Source organism: Deferrisoma sp. (genome assembly GCF_054681715.1).
Genome location: NZ_BAAHFQ010000057.1, coordinates 1 through 20,078 on the forward strand (window position 1 = coordinate 1; position 20,078 = coordinate 20,078).

22 protein-coding genes are annotated in these 20,078 nt (G+C 73.2%); 8 read left to right on the plus strand and 14 right to left on the minus strand.

Annotation, left to right across the window (positions count from 1 at the left end; all coding sequences use genetic code 11):
* Positions 1–194: 194 nt before the first annotated feature.
* Genes ACY0I8_RS09715 through ACY0I8_RS09730 form a run of 4 tightly spaced genes read right to left on the minus strand, consistent with a single transcriptional unit; the run spans position 195 to position 3,796 of the window.
* The gene (locus ACY0I8_RS09715; RefSeq protein WP_461394579.1) at positions 195–1,331 is read right to left on the minus strand and encodes an aminotransferase class V-fold PLP-dependent enzyme; all 1,137 of its coding nucleotides are present in this window, start codon (positions 1,329–1,331) and stop codon (positions 195–197) included.
* Positions 1,328–2,155, minus strand: a complete 828-nt coding sequence (locus ACY0I8_RS09720; protein ID WP_461394580.1) for a hypothetical protein — start codon at positions 2,153–2,155, stop codon at positions 1,328–1,330. Before ACY0I8_RS09720 ends, ACY0I8_RS09715 begins: the two co-directional genes overlap by 4 nt.
* A 13-nt stretch (positions 2,156–2,168) precedes the next feature.
* Entirely contained in the window at positions 2,169–2,600 is a 432-nt protein-coding gene (locus ACY0I8_RS09725) for a DUF1178 family protein (RefSeq protein WP_461394581.1), read from the minus strand.
* On the minus strand, positions 2,597–3,796 hold the full coding sequence (locus ACY0I8_RS09730; RefSeq protein WP_461394582.1) for a pyridoxal phosphate-dependent aminotransferase: 1,200 nt from the start codon (positions 3,794–3,796) through the stop codon (positions 2,597–2,599). The genes ACY0I8_RS09725 and ACY0I8_RS09730 overlap by 4 nt, the downstream gene beginning before the upstream one ends.
* A 301-nt stretch (positions 3,797–4,097) precedes the next feature.
* On the opposite strand from ACY0I8_RS09730, the gene ACY0I8_RS09735 reads away from it, so the two are divergent.
* Positions 4,098–4,466: a hypothetical protein gene (locus ACY0I8_RS09735; protein ID WP_461394583.1), complete on the plus strand. Its 369-nt coding sequence runs from the start codon at positions 4,098–4,100 to the stop codon at positions 4,464–4,466.
* Between the two features lie 18 nt (positions 4,467–4,484).
* Positions 4,485–5,297, plus strand: a complete 813-nt coding sequence (locus ACY0I8_RS09740; protein ID WP_461394584.1) for an energy transducer TonB — start codon at positions 4,485–4,487, stop codon at positions 5,295–5,297.
* A gap of 192 nt (positions 5,298–5,489) precedes the next feature.
* On the opposite strand, the gene ACY0I8_RS09745 is transcribed toward ACY0I8_RS09740, so the two are convergent.
* Positions 5,490–5,693, minus strand: coding sequence for a hypothetical protein (locus ACY0I8_RS09745; RefSeq protein WP_461394585.1), 204 nt, complete (start codon positions 5,691–5,693; stop codon positions 5,490–5,492).
* A gap of 60 nt (positions 5,694–5,753) precedes the next feature.
* Between ACY0I8_RS09745 and sfsA the strand changes: the two genes are divergently transcribed.
* The 4 genes from sfsA (at position 5,754) to tatC (ending at position 9,116) form a co-directional block, all read left to right on the plus strand.
* A complete protein-coding gene (gene sfsA, locus ACY0I8_RS09750; RefSeq protein ID WP_461394586.1) occupies positions 5,754–6,470 on the plus strand; it encodes a DNA/RNA nuclease SfsA in 717 nt (238 codons plus the stop codon).
* A gap of 128 nt (positions 6,471–6,598) precedes the next feature.
* Positions 6,599–7,738: a hypothetical protein gene (locus tag ACY0I8_RS09755; RefSeq protein ID WP_461394587.1), complete on the plus strand. Its 1,140-nt coding sequence runs from the start codon at positions 6,599–6,601 to the stop codon at positions 7,736–7,738.
* A 223-nt stretch (positions 7,739–7,961) separates the two neighbouring features.
* Positions 7,962–8,264, plus strand: coding sequence for a twin-arginine translocase TatA/TatE family subunit (locus ACY0I8_RS09760; RefSeq protein ID WP_459941513.1), 303 nt, complete (start codon positions 7,962–7,964; stop codon positions 8,262–8,264).
* A gap of 21 nt (positions 8,265–8,285) precedes the next feature.
* Positions 8,286–9,116 (plus strand): twin-arginine translocase subunit TatC, encoded by an 831-nt coding sequence (tatC, locus tag ACY0I8_RS09765; RefSeq protein ID WP_461394588.1) that lies wholly within the window; start codon positions 8,286–8,288, stop codon positions 9,114–9,116.
* Here the strand turns inward: tatC and ACY0I8_RS09770 are convergent.
* The 3 genes from ACY0I8_RS09770 to ACY0I8_RS09780 all read right to left on the minus strand — a co-directional run bounded on the left by ACY0I8_RS09770 (position 9,102) and on the right by ACY0I8_RS09780 (position 12,167).
* Positions 9,102–9,992 (minus strand): LysR substrate-binding domain-containing protein, encoded by an 891-nt coding sequence (locus ACY0I8_RS09770; protein WP_461394589.1) that lies wholly within the window; start codon positions 9,990–9,992, stop codon positions 9,102–9,104. The two genes, tatC and ACY0I8_RS09770, sit on opposite strands and share 15 nt — an antisense overlap.
* Entirely contained in the window at positions 9,989–10,804 is an 816-nt protein-coding gene (locus ACY0I8_RS09775; RefSeq protein ID WP_461394590.1) for a DUF3786 domain-containing protein, read from the minus strand. The genes ACY0I8_RS09770 and ACY0I8_RS09775 overlap by 4 nt, the downstream gene beginning before the upstream one ends.
* Before the next feature lie 178 nt (positions 10,805–10,982).
* Positions 10,983–12,167, minus strand: coding sequence for a TIGR04013 family B12-binding domain/radical SAM domain-containing protein (locus ACY0I8_RS09780; protein WP_461394591.1), 1,185 nt, complete (start codon positions 12,165–12,167; stop codon positions 10,983–10,985).
* A gap of 299 nt (positions 12,168–12,466) precedes the next feature.
* On the opposite strand from ACY0I8_RS09780, the gene ACY0I8_RS09785 reads away from it, so the two are divergent.
* Positions 12,467–12,841, plus strand: a complete 375-nt coding sequence (locus ACY0I8_RS09785) for a hypothetical protein (protein WP_461394592.1) — start codon at positions 12,467–12,469, stop codon at positions 12,839–12,841.
* Here the strand turns inward: ACY0I8_RS09785 and ACY0I8_RS09790 are convergent.
* The 6 genes from ACY0I8_RS09790 to mutL form a co-directional block, all read right to left on the minus strand.
* Complete coding sequence (locus ACY0I8_RS09790; RefSeq protein ID WP_461394593.1) at positions 12,800–13,390, minus strand: Maf family protein; 591 nt, start codon at positions 13,388–13,390, stop codon at positions 12,800–12,802. The two genes, ACY0I8_RS09785 and ACY0I8_RS09790, sit on opposite strands and share 42 nt — an antisense overlap.
* Positions 13,372–14,370 (minus strand): tRNA dihydrouridine synthase, encoded by a 999-nt coding sequence (locus ACY0I8_RS09795; protein WP_461394594.1) that lies wholly within the window; start codon positions 14,368–14,370, stop codon positions 13,372–13,374. The genes ACY0I8_RS09790 and ACY0I8_RS09795 overlap by 19 nt, the downstream gene beginning before the upstream one ends.
* Positions 14,367–15,407: a hypothetical protein gene (locus tag ACY0I8_RS09800; protein WP_461394595.1), complete on the minus strand. Its 1,041-nt coding sequence runs from the start codon at positions 15,405–15,407 to the stop codon at positions 14,367–14,369. Before ACY0I8_RS09800 ends, ACY0I8_RS09795 begins: the two co-directional genes overlap by 4 nt.
* Before the next feature lie 58 nt (positions 15,408–15,465).
* Positions 15,466–15,711 (minus strand): RNA chaperone Hfq, encoded by a 246-nt coding sequence (hfq, locus tag ACY0I8_RS09805; RefSeq protein WP_459941504.1) that lies wholly within the window; start codon positions 15,709–15,711, stop codon positions 15,466–15,468.
* A gap of 132 nt (positions 15,712–15,843) precedes the next feature.
* Positions 15,844–16,923, minus strand: coding sequence for a tRNA (adenosine(37)-N6)-dimethylallyltransferase MiaA (gene miaA / locus ACY0I8_RS09810; protein WP_461394596.1), 1,080 nt, complete (start codon positions 16,921–16,923; stop codon positions 15,844–15,846).
* 79 nt (positions 16,924–17,002) lie between these two features.
* Complete coding sequence (mutL, locus tag ACY0I8_RS09815; protein ID WP_461394597.1) at positions 17,003–18,823, minus strand: DNA mismatch repair endonuclease MutL; 1,821 nt, start codon at positions 18,821–18,823, stop codon at positions 17,003–17,005.
* A 497-nt stretch (positions 18,824–19,320) separates the two neighbouring features.
* Between mutL and ACY0I8_RS09820 the strand changes: the two genes are divergently transcribed.
* The gene (locus ACY0I8_RS09820; RefSeq protein WP_461394598.1) at positions 19,321–19,701 is read left to right on the plus strand and encodes a response regulator; all 381 of its coding nucleotides are present in this window, start codon (positions 19,321–19,323) and stop codon (positions 19,699–19,701) included.
* Positions 19,702–20,078: the final 377 nt, after the last annotated feature.

Genomic DNA, 20,078 nt, shown 5'->3' on the forward strand with positions numbered 1-20,078 from the left:
CCAGGGGAGAGGCTGCGGCGCGCGCACTCACGCGCCGCAGCGGACCGCGCCGAGGCGGCCCCTGCGAGGCCGTTCAGCGAAGGAGGGGCCCCCAGCCCCACGCCCCGAGGAACTCATGAAGCTGCGAACTACGACACAGAGAAGCCGGGAGGCCCATTTTACCTCGATCCCGGTTTTCGGCCGCGGGCCTGCCCTCACAGCCGGGCGATCTCCCGGAGGGCCCGGACCAGGGCCTCGGCGTCGGCCAACGAGTTCATCGCCCCAAAGCTCGCCCGGACCGAGCCGGCCGGAAACGACCCCAGGGCCTTGTGGGCCAGCGGCGCGCAGTGGAGGCCCACCCGAACCGCGATGCCGTGGAGCTCGTCTAGGGCGAACCCCACGTGGGCGCCGTCCCGGCCCTCGAGGTTGAACGACACCACGGCCACCCGCTCGGCCGGGTCCTCCGGGCCGTAGAGCACGAGCCCCGGGATCCGCCGAAGCTCGGGAAGCAGGACCCCGAGGATCTCCTCCTCGTGGCGCCGGACGGCCTCGACCCCCCGGCCGAGAAGCCACTCGACCCCCGCCCCGAGCCCCGCGATCCCGGGGGTGTTCAGCGTGCCGCCCTCCAGGGCCTCGGGCATCTCGGCCGGCATCCGGGGCTCCTCGCTCCGGGTCCCGGTGCCCCCGTCGAGGAGCGGCTCCAGTTCGAGATCGGGATGCACGTAGAGCACCCCGGTGCCCTGGGGCCCCAGGAGGCCCTTGTGGCCCGGGGCGGCCAGAAGGTGGCAGCCCAGGTCCTCCACGGCGATCGGCACGACCCCGGCGGTCTGGGCCGCGTCGAGCAAAAACACGATTCCCTTCTTCCGGCACAGTTCCCCCACCTCGGCCGCCGGTTGCAGGGTGCCCGACACGTTCGACGCGTGCACCAACGCCACGAGCCGGGTCTCGGGCCGGATGGCCTTCTCGATCTCGGCGGCCCGCACCCGGCCCTGGGCGTCGGCCCCCACCCGGGTCACCGAGACGCCCTTCCGCTCCAGGGCGGCCAGGGGCCGGAGCACGCTGTTGTGCTCCATCACCGAGGTGACCACGTGATCCCCCGGCCGAAGCACCCCCTTGAGGGCCTGGTTCAGGGCGTGGGTGCCGTTGAGGGTGAAGACGATCCGGGCCGGGTCGGCCACCCCGAAGAGCCGGGCCACGGCCTCGCGGGCGCCGTGGATCCGGCGGGCCGCCTCCAGGGCCCGGCGGTGGCCCGAGCGGCCGGGATTGGCCCCGAGCTCCAGGGCCTCGGCCGCGGCCCGGTACACCTCCGGCGGCTTGGGATGGGAGCTGGCGGCCTGGTCGAGGTAGATCATGGCGGCACCGGGCCGGGGCAGGAGGCGTCGCGGCCGTCGGGACCGGCGAGGCCCGGGCACCCCCCCCGGCACGAAGCCGAGAGCCCACAGGCCCCGCAGGCCTCGGGCACGGCCCCCAGCCGGGCGGCCGCCTCGGCCCGCCGGGGGGCGGCCCAGAGGCCGGTCAGGGGGGTGGAGGCGAGGTCGCCGAGGTCCACCGGGTGGGTCCGGCAGGCCACGAGCCGGCCTTCGGCCGTCACGTGGGCGAGGAACGAGGCCCCCTGGCAGCCCCGGTAGCCCGACACGTCGAGGCCCATGTCCCGGGCGAGGAAGAGATCGTGGACCCGGGCCTCCAACCCCTCGCCCTCGGCCCGCCAGAGCTCCGCGGCCCGGGCCCGGTCCCCGGCCGAAAGGGGCCGGGCCGGTGCGGGGGGGTTCAGCAGATCCACCCCGGACAGGCCGTACGCGCGGGCGAGCCGGACCGCCTCGGGCAGCTCCCCGAGCCCCTCGGGATCGCACCACAGCGCGGGCCCGAGCCGGTGGGTGGCCCCGGCCAGCGCCTCGACGCTCCGCTCCGGCCGGTAGGGGGGCAGCACCTTCACCTCGGCCTCGGCCACGGCCCGCGGCCCCAGGGCCTCGAAGGCGGCCAGAAGGGGGTCGGCGCGCCCCAGGAGCGACGGGCGGGGCCCCGAGGCCTCGGCCCACCCGTGGGCGAGGCCAGAGAGACCGGCGAGTGCCGTGGGAGCCACGTGGACCTCGACGAACAGCACCCGGGCCTCGCACAGCCGGCCCCAGAGCGCCCTGGCGAGGTCCGGGTCGGGCGGCAGATCCCAGGTCACGCGCACGGGGGCGGAGAGCTCAGGCATCGTATTTGGGCAGGGGAACCTTCAGGAACTCGACCCCCTCCTCCCGGAGGGCCTCCTCCTCGGCTGGGGTGGTGGTGCCCCGGATGTTTCGGGCCTCGGCCTCGCCCCGGTGGATCTTGCGGGCCTCGTCGGCGAACCGGTCGCCCACGTCCTCGAAATGCTTCTCCACGAACCGGGCGAGCGCGAGGAAAAAGGCCTCGGGCCGGGGCTTCTCGGCCTGCCCCGCCCCGGGGGGCGGGGTCTCGGGGGCGGTCCGCCGGGCCACGTGCACGGCTGGGGCGCTCGGCTCCTTCTTGATCTCCCCCGACCCGCACAGGGGGCACACGAGGAGCCCCTCGGCGAGCTGGCGCTCGAACTCCTTCCGGTTCCGGAACCAGCCCTCGAAGCGGTGTCCCTGGTCGCACGACAGATCGAACGTGATCATCGGGCCTCCGCGGACCGCTCTGCGAGGTAGGCCTCGAGCCGGTCCATGCCCTCGCGGATGTTCTCGAGGGAGTTGGCGTAGGTGAACCGGATGTACCCTTCCCCCCCTGGGCCGAAATCCACCCCCGGCGTGCACCCCACCCGGGCCTTCTCCAGGATGTCGAAGGCGAACCGATAGACGTCGTCGGTGAGGTGGCGCACGTTCACGAACACATAGAACGCCCCCGTGGGGTGGCACCGGAACCGGAACCCCATGGCCTCGAGCCGCTCGATCATGTAGCGCCGGCGCCGGTCGTAGGTGGCGAGCATCTCGGCCACGTGGGGGTCGGTCTGGGTGAGAGCCGCGATGCCGGCCCGTTGCACGAAGGCGTTGGCCGAGATGAAGAAGTTCTGCTGGATCTTCTGCATGGGCCGCACGAACTCGGGCGGGGCGATCACGTACCCGAGCCGCCAGCCGGTCATGGCGTAGAGCTTCGAGAACCCGTTGATCACGAAGGCCCGGTCGGTGAACTCCAGGATCGAGTGCTCCCGGCCCTCGTACACGAGCCCGTGGTAGATCTCGTCGGACACCACGTAGGCCCCGGCTGCCTCGGCCCGGCGGGCCACCTCGGCCATCCGGTCGCGGTCGATCAGGGTGCCCGTGGGGTTGGCGGGCGAGTTCACAAGCACGGCCTTGGTCCGGGGCCCCACCGGCCCCGTGAGGTCCTCGGGCACGAACTGGAACGCGTCCTCCTCGCGCACCCGCACCCGCACCGGCTCCCCCCCGCAGAACTCGATGATCGGGGGATAACAGGCGTAGCACGGGTCGGTGACCACCACCTGGTCCCCCGGGTCCAGGAGCGCCGCGAAGGTGAGGAACAGGGCCGGCGACGACCCCGAGGTCACGATCACCCGCTCCGGGTCCACGTCCACCCCGTACCGGGCCCGGTAGTGGGCCGCGATCTCGGCTCGCAGTTCGTGGATCCCCAGGCTGTGGGTGTAGTGGGTCTCCCCCCGCTCCAGGGCCTCGGCGGCGGCCCGCCGCACGGGCTCGGGGGTGTCGAAGTCGGGCTCCCCGACCTCGAGGTGCACGATGTGCGCCCCGCCCCGCTCCATGGCCACGGCGGTTTCCAGCACGTCCATCGCGATGAAGCTCGGCAGCGCCTGGGCCCGGCGGGAAACCGGCGAGGCGCATCGGGCCTGGGACGTTTCGGTCATGGGTGCTCTGCCCCCGGTGCACGAAGAAGTAACGGATTCCGCGATCGGCCCCTTGCCCGACGCGGAGCGGCCCCCCGGAGTCCTGCAAAGGCAGCTTTCGCCCCCCCGGGCCTTGCGGGCTTTGCTGGCTTTGCGAGCCTTCCAGCTTTCCAGCCGCCTAGCCGCCTAGCCGCCCAGCCGCCCAGCCGCCTAGCCGATCATAACAGCCGGTTTTCCCAACCGGCAAGGCGAGCTTGCCCCGGCCGGCCGGCTGGCTTAGCCTGGACCCTTGGCGTTTGCGCCGGTCAAGGAGGCCGAGGTCATGGTGCGGGTGCTCTTCGAGATCAGCCTTCCCGAGGCCGCCCTGGAGGAGATCGCGGAGCTCCTCGAGCCCGGCCGACTGGCACCGGGGGCCGGCGGGGGCGTGCGGTTCTCGGGCCGGGGGCGGGGCTGCGAGGGGCCGGCCGTGGGGGGAGACGCCCGCTGGACCCCCTGCTGGATCAGCCTGGAGTGGCCCGAAACGCCGCCCGCGGGGGAGGCCCGGCGGGCCCTCGAGGTCCTAAAGCGCGCGCTGGCCGCGGCCTGCGAGCCCTTCGGCTTGGAGCTCAGGGCCATACCCGCCACGGCCCAGGTGGGCGACGCCTACCTGCGGTTCAAGGACCTCCCCGACGTGGCGGACGAACTGGAGTGAGGGAGACAACCCCCGGCCATGGAACCCCTGGCGTTTCGGGAGGACATTCTGCCGCCGCTCCTGGCTCTGGCGCTCTCGGTGGCGGCGCACCTGGGGGCCGCCTGGTGGTTTCCCGGACCCGAGGCGCCGGACCGGAGCGAGCCCGAGGCGGTGCTCGTGGAGATGCGGGAACTCCCGGCCGAACCGGCCCCCGGGCGGGACCGGCGGCCCCGGCCCCCCGCCCGGCCAAAGCGCCGGCCGAAGCCGGAGCAGGCGGCGAAGCAGAAGCCGAAACCGCCCCCCAAACCGGAACCGGCGCCACGCGAGGCTCGGCCGCCGCCCGAGACCCCATCCCCGGCGCCCCAACCCGGGGAGGTCCCGCCGGCCCCGCGTGCCGGGCCGGTCGCGAAGCCGGCCCCCGCCCCCGAGGCCGAGCCCCGGCCGGCTCCGCCGCCCCTCGCCGCGCTCCTACCCCGGAGCCGCGACCTGGCCGCCGCCGTGCGCCGCCCCCCGGATCCGGCAGGCGGCGCCGAGGAGGTGACCCTGCAGCTCGGGGCGGCCGACCCGCGCTACCGGGGATACCTCGACCGGGTGCAGACCGCGATCGACGTGTCGTGGCGGTGGAAGGAGGCGCTCCTGGCGGCGGGCCGGCCCGGTTCCGTGACCGTGGGCTTCACGATCACGCCCGAGGGCCGGGCCGAGGAGATCCAGGTCACCCGGAGCTCGGGAAGCCCGGTGCTCGACGACGAGGCGGCCGAGGCTGTGCGCCGGGCGGTGTTCCCGGAGTTCCCCCGGCATTGGAGCATCCGGCGCCTGCGGCTCTTCGCCCAGTTCGACTACCGTTTGGAGTGACGACCGTGGGGACGCGGTGACGGTGGGACCTGCGGACGCTGGGATTCGTGGACGTTAGGACGCGAGGACGTGGGGACGGTAGGACGTTGGGACGCTGGGACGTGCGGACGGAACCTCCCCACGCTGGAGCCGCCCGGCCGCCCCGCAGCCTAGCCGCCTCGCCGCACGGCGCGTCCTAGCGTCCGCCCCGACTCACTCCTTCGAGATCTTCTCCAGGGCCTGTTTCACGGCCTCCTCGGTGGAGCGAACGCTGTCGGCCACGTCCTTGGCCCGCTCCAGGGGCTCGAGCACGGCCCGACCGTCGGCCCGGCCCTGGAGGACCCCCAGATCCCGGGCCAGCAGATACCCCACGCCCAGGAGCCCGAGCAGGATCACGATCCAGCCGATTCCCTTCATGGGTCTCACCTCCGGGTGCGGCGTCGTTCCCCCTTTTCATCGGACGAGGAGGTCCCCCCCTTGAACCCGTTCGTCCCGTTTCCCGAACCCCGGGTGTTCGGCGTGTTCCAGGCCCGGCGCCAGCGATTCCTGGCCGACGTGGTGCTCGACGACGGCACCCCCACGGTGGCCCACTGCCCGAACACCGGCTCGATGAGGGGGTGCCTCTTCCCGGGGCACCGGGCGCTCCTGTGGGACAGTCGAAACCCCAAACGGAAACTCCGCTACACCTGGAAGGCGATCGAGGCCGACGGGTTCTGGGTGGGGGTGGACACCGGCGTGCCCAACCGGCTCGTGGCCGAAGCGGTGCGGCGCGGGGCGATCCCGGGGCTTTCCGGGTTCGCCCAGATCCAGCGGGAGCGCCCCATGGGGGAGCGGAGCCGGGTGGACCTGGTGCTCCGGGGCCCGGCGGGCCGGTGCTGGGTCGAGGTCAAGAACGTGACCCTCGTGGAGGACGGGGCCGCCCGGTTCCCCGACGCCGTGACCGCCCGGGGGCTCCGGCATCTGGAGGAGCTCGCGGCCCGGGTGGCCGAGGGGGACCGGGCGGCCATGGTGTACGTGGTGCAGCGCGAGGACGGCCGGCGGTTCGAGCCCGCGGCCGACATCGACCCGGCCTACGCCCAGGGCCTGGCCCGCGCCGCCCGGGCCGGGGTGGAGGTCTACGCCCTCGGCACCCGGGTGACCCCCGAGGGGGTCGCGGCCACCGGGCTTCTGCCGGTCCGGCTGGATGCCGCGTGAACGTCTCCCCTTGTGCCCCGCGATTCGCGCGCTAGGCTTGCCCCCGCGAAGGCGGCGACCCACGGCTCTCCGGGAGGGCGCCCGTGCCCGGGCGTTCCGGTTCCGCGCCCGGGAAAGGAGGAAAGCCCATGAGGTTCGGCCGCGCCCTCGTCTCCGCCCTGTTCGCCTGCCTCGTCCTCGCGCCCCCCTCCCCGGCCGCCACTTGCCGCGACGGGATCCAGCCGGGCGGCGCCCTTTACCGGATCTGCGTGCCCGATCCGTGGAACGGCGATGTTCTCGTGTTCGCCCACGGGTACGTCTCGCCCCTGGAGCCGGTCGCGATCCCCGAGGACCAGCTCGTGCTCCCCGACGGCACCTCGATCCCCGACCTCGTGACCGGGCTCGGGTACGCCTTCGCGGTGACGAGCTACCGGGACACGGGGCTCGTGGTTCCCGAAGCGGTAGAGGACGTCCGGGAGCTCGTGGACACCGTGTTCCCGTCGGAGGGCCTCTACCCGACCCGGGTTCTCCTCGCCGGGGCGTCCGAGGGAGGGGCCGTGACCGTGCTGGCCCTGGAGGAACACCCGGATCTCTTCTCCGGCGGGCTCGCCGCCTGCGGCCCCATCGGGAGCTTCCAGCGGCAACTGGACTACGTGGGGGATTTCCGGGTCCTTTTTGACTACTTCTTCCCGCGGGTGCTGCCGGGAACCGCGGTCGAGATCCCGGAGGAACTGATCGCCCGGTGGGACGACGTGTACGTCCCCCGGGTTCTCGCCGCGATCGGTGCGAATCCACACGCCACGGAGCAGTTGCTCCGGGTGGCCCGGGCGCCCGTGGACCCGGCCGTTCCCGAGACCGTGGCCCAGACCGTGCTCGGGGTGCTCTGGTACAACGTGTTCGGGACGAACGACGCCCGGGAGAAGCTGGGCGGGAACCCCTACGACAACACCCGGCGTTGGTACTCGGGCTCGGACAACGACTGGCGGCTCAACCTGCGGATCCAGCGGTTCCGGGCCGACCCCGAGGCCCGGCAGGCCGTGGCGGAGGGGTACGAGACCTCGGGCCGCCTTCGGGTTCCCCTGGTCACCCTCCACACCACGGGGGACCCCATCGTCCCCTGCTGGCACGAGCCCCTCTACGGGCTGAAAACCCTGTTTTCGGGCTCGGCCCTCTGGCGCACCCATTTCCGGGTGGACCGCTACGGCCACTGCGCCTTCACCACCGACGAACTCGTGCAGGCGCTCACGGCCCTCGTGTGGCGGGTCCGGATCGCCGAGTGGCTGCGGTGAGGAAGCGCCGGCCCTTCGGTCCCGCTTTCTTGACAGCCGGGCGGCACCACCCGTAGCCTGAACCGCCATCGCCCGGGCCGGCGGCGCGCCCGCCGACCCGGGCGAGAGGCTACGGCTGGGGAACGTTACAATAACCTGGATCGCGGAGGCCCGACGCCTCCTAACCTCCCAGCCTCCCAGCTTCCCAGCCTTTCTTTAGGATATTCCGATGTTCGGAATGGGAATGGGCGAAATCCTCCTCGTTTTGGGGATCGCCCTCATCGTGATCGGACCCAAGCGGCTCCCCGACCTGGCCCGCGCCCTGGGCCGGGGCCTGGCCGAGTTCCGCCGGGCCACCGAGGACATCCAGCGGACCATCTACCAGGAGGTCCACAAGCCCCTGGACCCCCAGGAACTCTGGAAGGACCTGGAGAAGGCCCGGGCCCAGACCCGGCCCGGCCCGCCCCCGGACACCGACGCCGAGCCCAAGCCGGCCGATCCGGAAACGCCCGAGAAGACCGACGCGGGACCCGCGTCCGGCGCGTAACCCCTTGGACCGCGACCCCCCATGACCGACACGCCCGAAACCCCGCCCCTCGACCCCGAGGACCAGGAGAAGCTGCCGTTCACGGCCCACCTGGAGGAACTGCGCCAGCGGCTCATCAAATGCGCCGTGGCCGTGATCGCCGGGTTCGCCGCCTGCTACGGGGTGAGCGAACGGCTGTTCGCGTTTTTCGTGCAACCCCTGGTGGAGGCCCTGCCCGAGGGGAGCACGCTGGCGATGATCCGGGTGCAGGAGGGGTTCCTCACCCACCTCAAGATGGGGTTCCTGGGGGGGATTCTGCTCGCGAGCCCGGTGATCCTGTACCAGGCCTGGAAGTTCGTGGCCCCGGGGCTCTATCCCCACGAAAAGCGCTACGTCTGGCCGTTCGTGGGCACGGCCACGCTCTTTTTCTTCGCCGGGGTGACCTTCGCGTTCACCGTGGTGTTTCCGTTCGGGTTCAAGTTCCTGCTGGGGTACGCCGCCGGGGGGCCGATCCAGGCCTCGATCTCCATCGACGCCTACGTGGGATTTGCGATCAAGCTCCTCCTGGCCTTCGGGGTGGTGTTCGAGCTGCCGGTGATCGTGTTCTTCCTGGCGAAGATGGGCCTGATCACCCACCGCACCCTGTCCCGGAACCGGGGCTACGCCTTGGTGATCATCTTCGTCGCTGCGGCGGTGCTCACGCCGCCGGACGTGGTCACCCAGATGATGATGGCCGGCCCCCTGTGGGTCCTCTACGAGATCAGCATCGTGGTGGCCAGGGTGTTCGGGCCGAAGCCCGGAGACGAAGCGGACGGCCAGGGGGGGGACGAAAACGAGAAGGAGCCGGCTGAGCAGGGCTCACCCGTCGGTTGATCCAGCCTCTTCCCGCAGGATCTCGAGCAGAGCCCGGGCCGCAGGCCCCAGGGCCCGGCGGGGGTGCCAGACCGCCAGAAACCGCCGGCTCACGGGGACCACGCCGTCCACGGCCACGCTGCGAACCCGGCCCGAGGCCAGGGCCTCGGCCGCTGCCCGCTCCGAGACGAACCCGGCACCCAGCCCGGCCTTCACCGCCTCGAGCACCGCCGTGGTCGACCCCAACTCGGCCACCACCCGAGGGTGCACCCTTCGGTCCCCCAGGGCGGCCTCCACGGTGCGGCGCGTTCCGGAACCCGGCTCCCGGGCCACCAGGGGCAGGTCCCCCAGGTCCTCCGGCGCGATCCGGTCGGCCACCGGCCAGCCCGCGGGCACCAGGAGGACGATCCGGTCTCCCCAGAGGGGTTCCGAGAGCAGATCGCCCCCGGCTTCGCTCCCCACGATTCCCACCCCCGCCTCGCCGGCTTCCACCCGGCGGAGCACCTCGCTCGTGTCGGCCACCTCGAGGACCACCCGCACCCCGGGGTGCTCGGCCTTGAACCGGGCCAGCACGGGCGGCAGCAGGTACTCCCCGGGAATCGTGCTCGCGTGCACCGCAAGCTCCCCGGCCACGACGCCCCGCAACGCCGCCGCCTCCTGGGCGAACCGGTCCCGGGCGGCTAGGACATCGAGGGCTTTTGGAAGAAGCGCTTTCCCCGCGTCGGTGAGCTCCACCGCCCGGGGCAGGCGGTGGAAGAGCTCCAGCCCCAGATCCTCCTCCAGCTCCCGGATCTGGCCGCTCACCGTGGGCTGGGTGAGGCAAAGCCGCTCGGCCGCCCGGGTGAACCCCCCTTCCCGGGCGACGGCCACGAAGGCCTCCAGGTGCCGGAACGTCACGCCACCACCTCGGCGAGATCCCCGCCCAGGAGTTTCTGGGCCAGGGCTTCCGACAGGAACACCAGGGCCTCCTGGTCGAGGTAGTCGAGCACCCCGCGGTCCACGAGCAGGGCGGCCCGGGCGCCGAACTCCTCGTCCGGAGGCCAGAAGAGCAGGAGGAGCGGCACCCGGGGCAGAGCGTCGATCCGGAACGCCTGGGGCGCCGAGGGGTGATCCACCGAAAGCCCCCCCACGCGGCCCACGGCCTCGGCCAGCGCCCCGGGCTCGCCGGCGAACCCGTCCGCGATCCGGGCCGCCGAGCCCTCGAACGACTTGGCCTTGCTCACCGAGTTGGGGAGTTCCCGAAACGCGATCCACTCCCCGGCGGGGGGCCTGCCGGTGGCCCGGGTGGCGTAGATGAGAAGGAGGATCTTCACCCACACTGTGGGCGCCTCGGCCTCGGCCACGACGTCGTCCCGCAGGATCCGGTGGGGGATGCCCAGGAACGCCACCTCCACGGCCTCGGGGGGCCCCTCCCGGTAGCGCCCGCCGCACCGCTCGGCCACCTCGGCGAGGTCGCGCCCCGCGATCACGCCCAGCAGGTGCTCCAGGGCCTGCTCGCTGGAGTCGGGCTTCCGGCCCCCGCCCTCGGCCCGGTCGGCCTCCAGCTTGGCCCGGATCGCGGCCCCGGCCTCCCCCAGGTGGGGGCAGCGTTCCAGGGGGTAGGCCTCCAGGTACACCGCGGTGGCAAATGCGAAACAGCCCGGCTTCCCGCAGTCGCCGCAGTTCGTGCCGGGCAGGTCTTTGAAGAGGTCAAGGACTTTGTAGGACATGAGGACCCCTCTTGCGGCTGGGCGGCTAGGCAGCGAGGCGGCCCGGCGGCCTCCCCCGAATCGGCACCGCCCCACTATTGGCAGACCACAGCCATTGTATCGAAATTGGAAATAGCAAAACCATGGGGCGCGCCTCGCGCGCCTGACCTGCCTTGACGACGTCCAGCCGCCCAGCCGCCTAGCTGCCCAGCCGCCTAGCCGTCCCGATCCACCCCCGCTCGGCCCACCCTCGGATCCGGCGGGCGAGCTCGATCTGCTCGCGCCACGAGCCGTCCAGGTAGCCCGCCCTCTCGGCCCCCACGAGGAACGCCTCGGTCTCCGGGTACAGGGACTCCGGGTCGGCCTCCCACAGGGGGGTGCCCGGGAGCGGGTGGAAATAGTGGGCGTGGATCCGGGCGCCAAACGCCCGGTGGAGCTCCCGGGCCAGGTTGGCTGTGGCGGCCTGTTCCTCCGGGGTCTCCCCGGGAATCCCGAAGATCACGTCCACGTGGGGCCGAAGCCCCGCCCCCGCGGCGTTCCGCGCCGCCGCCACCACGTCGGCCACGGTGTGGCCCCGACCAAGGAACCGGAGCACCCGGTCGCTTCCCGACTGTCCGCCGATCACCAGGGTGCGGTTGTGGCAGAGCCGCGCCACGAGCTCGGCCGCCTCGGGCGTCACCCGCTCGGGCCGCACCTCGGACGGGAACGTGCCCAGCACCGGCTCGGCGCCCCGGGCCCGGAGCCCCTTGAGAAGATCCTCCACCGCCCCGAGGCCTCCCCCGTAGGCCAGGGCGTCCGGGGTGATGAGCCGGATCACCCGGCGGCCCGCGGCGACCATGCGGGCCGCCGCGGCCACCACCGCCTCCGGGCTGCGGTGCCGCACCCGCCGGCGTCCCACCGCGCAAAACCGGCACCCGCCCCGGCACCCCCGGGTGATCTCCACCGGGCCGGGCCGCGCCTCCGAGAGGGCCGGAAACGGGTCCAGCTCGGCCGGACCGCCCTCGGGGTCCCGGATCACCGCCGGCCCGTCCCCGGCGGCGAGGAACGGGCCCAGGGTACGCTCGGCCTCCCCGGCGAACACGTGGTCGAACCCGAGGGCCAGGGTGCCCTCCGGATCGGCCGAGGGGTGGGCGCCCCCGGCCACCCACCGGACCCCGGGCAGGCGCGGCCGAAGCGCCCCGACCTCCCGCCGCACCCGGGCGAGCTCGGGGGTCATGAACGAGTAGAGCACGGTGGCGCCCGGCCCGGCGAGCCGGGCCACGTCCCGGACCGAGCGCGCCGGCCGCCAGGGGATGCCTTCCCGCTCCACCAGCGCGGCCACCGCGTTCAGGGAGTACCGGTTCGCTCGGGTTTCCCGGAGGATGCAAAGGGTTGGGGGCGCCACCACGCCGTTTCCGTTTCCTGTCCCTGTTCAGGGGAATTTGGTTCCCAGATTGGGAAGCGCGTTTCCCACTTTCCCACTCCCTCCCGGGAGGAAACGGGCACGGACCGTGCATGGATACCGGCCGCACGCCCCGGCGAAAGGCTTCCGCGCGGCGTGGGAGGGCGGGCCGCCACGGCACGTGGGGGCAGGGCTGCCCTGGATTCCGGCACCGCCAGCGATGCGTCGGCCCGAGGCCCCAGGTTCTTGCCGCCGAGCCGCCTCGCGGCCCCGCCGCCCAGCACAAAGAGGAGGGAAAGGCCATGTCGGCGAGTCGGGCCGAGTTCCGCTGCCCCGGCACCACCAAGCTTCAGCGGGCGCTCCATGCGGCCCACCGCGAGGGGGTGTGGCGCGAACCGGTCGCCGTGCGCGAACTCCTCGCGGGCATCACCGCCGCCCTGGAGCACACCATCGCGGAGAACGAGGCCGATCCCGCCCGCACCTGGGCGCTCCGGAGCCCCGTGTACTGGGACCACTTCGAGATGTACCTCAAGGAAACGCTGCTTGGCGCGTGCGGCCGGCTGCCGGCCGAGTTCCGGGCGTCGGTGCGCGAGGCCCTGGAAGCGAGCCTCGGCCACCTGCGCGGCCGGTATCTCTTAACGGGGAGCCGCGAGAACGTCCAGCCCCAGCGTCTCTAGCATTTCCACCAGGGCCATGAGGGGCAACCCGATCAGGGCCGTGTAGTCCCGGCCCTCCAACCGTTCCATCAGGGCAATCCCGAGCGACTCGATCTTGAACGACCCCGCCGAGCCCAACGGCCGGTCGAGGTCCACGTAGGCCTCGATCTGGGCCGGGGTGAGGCGCCGGAACGTGACCGAAAAGGGCTCTACCGTCGTCTCTTCCCGCCCGCCCCACACCACGGCGAGACCGGTGTGGAACCGCACGGTCCGGCCCGACGCCCGAAGGAGTTGGGCCACGGCCCGCTCCCGGGTGCCCGGCTTCCCCAGGATCTCGCCCTCGAGCTCGGCCACCTGGTCCGACCCGATCACGATGCGCTCCGGGTGGGCCGCGGCCACCGAGCGGGCCTTTCCCAGGGCATGGCGCCGGGCCAGCTCGGCCGGGGCCACCCCAGTCAGCGCCGGCTCGTCGTAGTCGGGCTCCGCCACCTCGAACGGAAGCCGCAGCCGCTCCAGGAGCTCCCGGCGGTACGGGCTCGTGGACGCGAGGATCAGGGGCAGACCGTCCATCGGGGCTCGTGCTCCTCTAAAAACGCCTCGGCCCGGGCCACGGCCTGGGCCAGCGACCGGCTGGCCTGCACCGCGCTCGCGAGCCCATGGCCGAAGGCGTAGTTCTCGGCGAAGTGGTGGGTGAACTCCTTGAGCCGGCCCAGGGCCCGGCGCTCCTCGAAGCTCTCGGCCAGAAGGGCTGCGAACCTCAGGTACACCCCCGCCGGGTCGGGCCGATGGGCCGGAAGGTCGCGGCCAAATACCCGCCGGGCGGCCTCCCGGAAGAGCCACGGGGTCCTTGCCGCCGCCCGGCCGACCATGACCCCGTCGCACCCGGTCTCCCTGAGCATCCGGCCCACATCGTCGGCCGTGGCCACGCCACCGTTTCCGACCACGGGCACCGAAGACCACGCCTTCACCCGAGCGATCCACTCCCACCGGGCCGGCCGGCCATAGGGCTCCCCGCGGAACCGGGCGTGGACCGTGACCCAGTCCACCCCCTCGTCCCCCAAGAGCGCCACGAGGTCCCGCACGGGGGCCTCGTCGGGCCCTTCGCCCAACCGGAACTTCGCCGAGAGCGGCCCCGCCCACCGGCGGCGCGCCTCCCGGACCACGGCCCGGGCCCGGGGGAGATCGGCCGCCAGGAACGCCCCGCCGCCCCGCTTCCGGGCCTGGGGCGCCGGGCAGCCCAGGTTGAGGTCCACCGCGTCGGCGCCGAGGCGCTCCAAGGCCTCGACGGCCGGCGCCACGTCTTCGGGCCGGCCCACCAGGATCTGCCAGGAGAGGGGGGTCTCTTCGGGCGTGCGAAGGAGGAACGGGTGGTCGGGCCGCTCCTGGGGTAGGGCCCGGGCGGCGAGCATCTCGGTGGAGAGGAGCCCCACCCCGCCGAGTTCCACGAGGAGCCGCCGGAGGGCCGAGTGGGTGAGGCCCGCCATGGGCGCCAGGAAGAGCGGGGGATCCACCGTGAGCCCCCGTGCCCGAAACGGCCGAGCGCCCGTCACCGCTCCCCGTCCACCCAGGCGCAGCGAATCTCCCCCCCCTCCTCGGCCTCGACCCGCACCCGCCCGCCAACGGAGCCTACCCAGGAGAGCACCACGTCCCAGGGGAACCCCCCGGACCGGGCGCGGACCTCCCACAGTCCCTCCCGCCAGGCGATCTCCGCGAGCCGGACCTCCTCCACCTCGGCCAGGCCCCTCAGGGCCGCCTCCAGGTCCTCGAGGGCCCGGGGGGCCGGGAGGCCGCTCACCCGAATCCGCACGGTGGCCGGCTTCCCGGGGAGGACCCACCCCGACCGCTCCAACACCCCCAGGAGCGTCGCCGCGAGCCGCTGGCCCGCCCGGGCGGCGGCGCGGGCCTCGGCCTCCACGCCGTCGGCCCCGACACCGTCGGCCGTGGCCTCCGCTTCGCCCAAGGGGTCCCCCGTGACCGCGTCCACCACCCATCCCCGGGCCGTGGCGGACGCCACCGCCCACCCCTCTTCGGGTTGCCCCTCGCCCGGCACCAGGGCGGGGCCCGAGGCCAGCGGCGGCATCGCCTGCACCGCAGCCTCCACGCGGGCCAGGAACACCACGTGGCACCCCAGGGTGCGGGCCGCCTCGATCGCCTCCTCGGCGGTGCCGCCCCCCGGGGCCGCGCGGAACCTCACGCCCTCGCGCTCGAGCGCGTCGGCGAGCGCCCGCGCGAGCGGGGCGGCCGCGGGGCCCGGGGCGGCGGTCGCGAGCACGCGGGGCCTTACGGCAAGCCGCGCGGTGGGGATCCCGAACCCGGCGAGCACCTGGAGCACCCGGTCCCGGTCCACCACGGCCTCGACCTCGGTGACCCGGCGCCCCCCCTCCACCCGGTCGGTCAGCACGGAAAGACGCTGCACGTACCGGCCGGCGGGACCGAGCGCCGAGCGCGCCCGGTCCCGGTCGGCCGGGGCCACGTGGCGCCCCACCAGGTCCGCCACCGCAAGCCCGCTCGCCTCGGCAAGGACCTCGGGCGGCACACCGCCCCCCGCGGGCGAGGGCTCGGACGAGACCTCCACCACCAGGGGCACCCCGGCCGCCCGCGCCGGCAAGGCGAGGGCGAGGCAGACGACGAGGAGAGCGGCGGCCCTAGAAGTTTTCGTAAATCGCTTCAAACTTTTTCAGGGCCTCGAACGGGCGGATGTACGCGATGGCGTGCTTGTAAAGGAGGAGATAGTTCCCCGGGGTCTTCACCACGACGCAGAAATTGTCGAAGGCCTTGACGACCCCCTCCACCTCCTCGCCCGAGGTGAGCCGCACGGTCACCTGGGCCTTCTCGCGCCGCAGGTTGTTGAGGAACTGGTCCTGGATGTTGAGCTTCGCCTTGGCGGCCATGGGAAACCCCCTCGTTGGGAAAGGGAAACGGAAAAAAGGATCACCGAAACGGGCGCGTATCTTAGCGCCTCGCCGGAAGATTGCAAACCCTTTGTGAGGCAGGTCCCCGGTCGTCGGTCGTCGGTCGCCGGTCTACTCCCCTCCGTCCCCCCCAACGGTCGTGGGTCCGGGCGTGGGGGCGGCGATGAACGCCCGCCAGCGCGCCACCGCGCCCTCGACGTCCCCGGGTTCCACCCACGTTACCGGCATCCGGCGGAACCACGTCATCTGGCGCTTGGCGAAGTGACGGGTCTCCTTCTGGATTTCCGGAATCACCTCCTCCAGGGGCCGGCCTTCCACGATGTGCCCGCAGATCTGGCGGTACCCGACGGCCCGCAGCGGGGGGAGCTCCGGCCAGTACCCCAGCGCCAGCACCCGCCGGACCTCGTCGACCCACCCGGCCTCCACCATGGCGAAAACCCTCTCGTCGATCCGGCGATAGAGCTCGGCCCGGTCCACCCGAAGCGCCAGGAGGAGCGCCCGGTAGCGGGCCTCCCGGAACCCGTGTTCCCGGAGGAAAGCCGAGAGCGGCCGGCCCGACACCCGCCACACCTCGAGGGCCCGCAGGATGCGCGTGCGGTCGTTGGGGTGAAGGCGCCCGGCCGTTTCCGGGTCGGCGGACCGGATCTCCGCGTACAGGGTCGCCGCCTCCCCCCGGTCCCACCGGGCCTCGAGCTCGGCCCGCACGGCCGGGTCCCTCCCCGGCGCGGGCGCGAGGCCGTGGAGAAGCGCCTTGACGTAGAGCGCGGTGCCCCCGCACACGATGGGCACGAGGCCCCGCGCCGCGATCTCGGCGATGGCCCGGTCGGCCTCGGCCACGAACCGAGCGGCGTGGTACGGCTCGTCGGGGTCGGCCACGTCGATCAGATGGTGGGGCACCCGGGCCCGCTCGGCCGGGGTGGGCTTGGCCGTGCCGATGTCGAGGTGGCGGTACACCTGCATGGAGTCGGCCGACACGATCTCGCCCCCGATCCGCTCGGCCACCTCGATGGCGAACCGGGTCTTCCCCGAGGCCGTGGGGCCGGTGAGGACGAGGATCGCTGGGCGGCCAGGCGGCTGGGCGGCCAGGCGGCCCGGCTCGCCGGTCGTTCGCCGTTCGTCGTTCGTCGTGGCGAGGGATCCCACCAGCGGATCCCCGGCGTCGGGAACCGGCCGAGCCGGTGGCTTCTTCACGAACGTCCTCCCGTCCGCACGTCCACGCGTCCCAACGTCCCCACGTCCGCACGTCCCAACGTCCCCCCGTCCCAACGCCCTACCGCCGATGAAACATCCCCTCGAGCTCTTTGCGGCCCAGGCGCACCACCAGGGGCCGGCCGTGGGGGCAGTGGGTGGGGTGCCGGCACCGGCCCAGGGCCGAAAGGAGGGCCTGGGCCTCCGAGGCGTCGAGGGCCTTTCGCGCCTTCACGGCGGCGGCGCAGGCGGCCCGGCGGGCCACGGCGTCCCGGCCCTCGGCCACCACGTCGGGTCCGGCGGCCAGAAGGTCGCGGACCACGGCCTCGGCCGCCGCCGCGGGGAGCTCGGCCGGGGTCTCGGTGACCGCGAGGGCCGACTCCCCGAAGGGCTCCACCCGGAACCCCAGGCCTTCCAGGAGCTCCCGCCGCTCCTCGAACAGGGCCCGCTCCGTGGGGGAGCACTCCACGGTCACGGGCACCAGGAGCCGCTGCACCGGCCGGGCCGGCCCTTCGGCGAGGAACCGCTCGTAGAGCACCCGCTCGTGGGCCGCGTGCTGGTCGAGCACCACGAGCTCCCGGCCCTCTACGTCCTGGAACACCAGGTACGTGGCCTCCACCGCTCCGAGGAACCGCAGGCCCTCGTAAGGCCCCCGCCGGGGTTCTTCGAACCGGAATCCCGAAGGGGGAGGAGGAGGCGGCGGCGTGGGGCGAGGCGTCCCAGCCCCCCCGCGGGCGGGGGCCGGCCGCAGGGCCCACGCCCTCACGGGCGCCCCGCCGCCCGAGCCGGCCCGGCGCGCGTACCCCTCGATCGCCTCGGCCACCCGGCCGAGTTCGGGCCGCGGGGCGTCCGGGCCGGCGTCCTTCTCCGCTGGCGCCCCGGCCTCCAGCCACGGCGCCCGGGCCAGGCTCTCGGCCACGAACCCGGCCACCCACCGGAACACCCGGCCCTCGTCCCGGAACCGGACCTCCCGCTTGGCTGGGTGGACGTTCACGTCCACCTCGTCGGGCGGGATCTCGACCCACAGGAGCGCCAGCGGATACCGGCCCGACTCCAGGAGCCCCCGGTACCCCTCGGTCACCGACCGCACCAGGAGCCGGTCCTGCACCGGCCTACCGTTCACGAAGAGCCGCAGCCCCCGGCGGTGGCCCCGGCCCTCGTGGGGCGCCGCGAACGCGAAGGTGAGCCCCCGGTCGCCCTCGCCGCTTCGGGCCCAGTGGAGCCCCCTCGGGGCCTCCGCCCCCGCCACCTGGGCCGTGCGCTCCTCCAGGCTCTGGCCCGGCGGGGCCGCCAGGAGCACCCGGCCCTGGCTGCGGAGCTCGAATCCCACGTCGTAGTGCACGAGCGCGAGCTGGGTGACGGTCTCCACGCAGTGGCGAAGCTCCGTGGCGTCGGCTTTGAGGAACTTGAGCCGGGCCGGCACGTTGAAAAAGAGGTCCGCCACCTCCACCGTGGTGCCCCGGGGCGCCCCGGCGGCCTCCACCGAGACCAACCGTCCCCCCTCCACCCGGATCTCGGTGGCCTCGTCCGCCTCGGGCGGCCGGGTCACGATCCGCATCCGGCTGACCGAGGCGATGCTCGGCAACGCTTCCCCCCGGAACCCCAGCGTGGTGATCCGGTCGAGGTCCTCGGCGCCCAAGATCTTGCTCGTGGCGTGCCGCTCGAGGGCCAGCAGGGCGTCGTCGCGGGTCATGCCCTCGCCGTCGTCCTCCACGGCCACGAGGCCCTTCCCCGCCTCCTCGATCCGGATTCGGACCCGGGTCGCCCCCGCGTCCACGGCGTTCTCCACGAGCTCCTTCACCACGCTCGCGGGCCGCTCCACCACCTCGCCGGCGGCGATGCGGTTCGCGATCTCGTCGGGCAGCACCCGCACCTTCCGGCGGGGGCCGGATGGATGTTCCATGGGGACCTCCGGTTTTTCGCTAGGCAGCTAGGCGGCTGGGCGGCGGAAAGGCGGGCGGCCCCGGCGTCATCGTTCGCTCCCACCCGCGCACCCCCGGCGCACTGCCAGCCGCCTGGCCGACTCTAACACCCGCCTTCGCAGCCCCTCAAGAAGCACGCCATCCCTGCCGATACCTCCCAACAGGGCTTGGGAGGGCACAGGTGCCACCCCCCGGAGGGGCGATCAAGGGGGCTACCTCGGCCCAACCCGACCTCGACGCCGGCGCCCGGCGCCACCCGTAAAGAGACTTCCTCTTCCCCGGGGGGCGAGGACCAGGGGAAGGCGTTCCTCCCCCCCTCCCCCTGTCCCCCTCCCGCCAGGGGAGGGGGAACCGCTTTGCGCCAGGGGCCGTCGCCGTGTGCCTCCCTCTCCCCCCGGCGGGGGGAGAGGGCCGGGGTGAGGGGGCCACGCCGCACCGTCCCAACGTCCTCGCGTCCCAGCGTCCGAGCGGACTCGCCATGCACATTCTCGTCGTGGACGACAGTTCCGTGGTCCGGAAGAAGGCCGCCGAGATCCTCGAAGGCGCGGGGCACACCTGCGACCTCGCGGAAAACGGCCTCGAGGCCCTGAAACTCGCCCTCACGAATCGCTACGACGCCGTGCTCACCGACATCGTCATGCCCGTGCTCGACGGCCTCAAGCTCGTCATGCGGCTCCGGGCCGGCGCAAAGACCCGCCACCTCCCGATCCTGGTCCTCACCTCCCGCTCCGACGCCGACACCGTGCTCCAGGCGAAGGAACTCGGGGTGGACGGCTACCTCCTCAAACCCCTCGACCCCGCAACCCTGCTCGACCGCCTCGCCAAGCTCCCCCGCCGGCTCCCCGGCGAAACCGCCTGAACATCGCCCCTTTTCGCCCACCCCTTGCCAACCGCGCGGCCGATGGCTATACTCGCCGCCGATTCGGCCACGGACCCCTGAACCAGGGAGCAACGGGTTGCCGGACCACCCTACAGGCAAGCGACCTCGCGTTTTGCGGCATGAGAACGGCGTTTCGGGGCTTGACACCCGTTTTGAACCGCTGTTATGCTCCGCGCGCGAGGTTTTTTATTGACCTCCACCGTCCCCCTTGGGGACGGCTTGGTTCGGAGATAGAGAGGGTTTCGGAGGGGTAGATTCGGTTTCCCACGACCTGGCAAAAAGGAGGTGAGCCACCGGAGGAAAAAGGAGAGGGTTTCCTAGGACCGAAGGTTTTCTGAAGGGTTGGGTCAACCAAC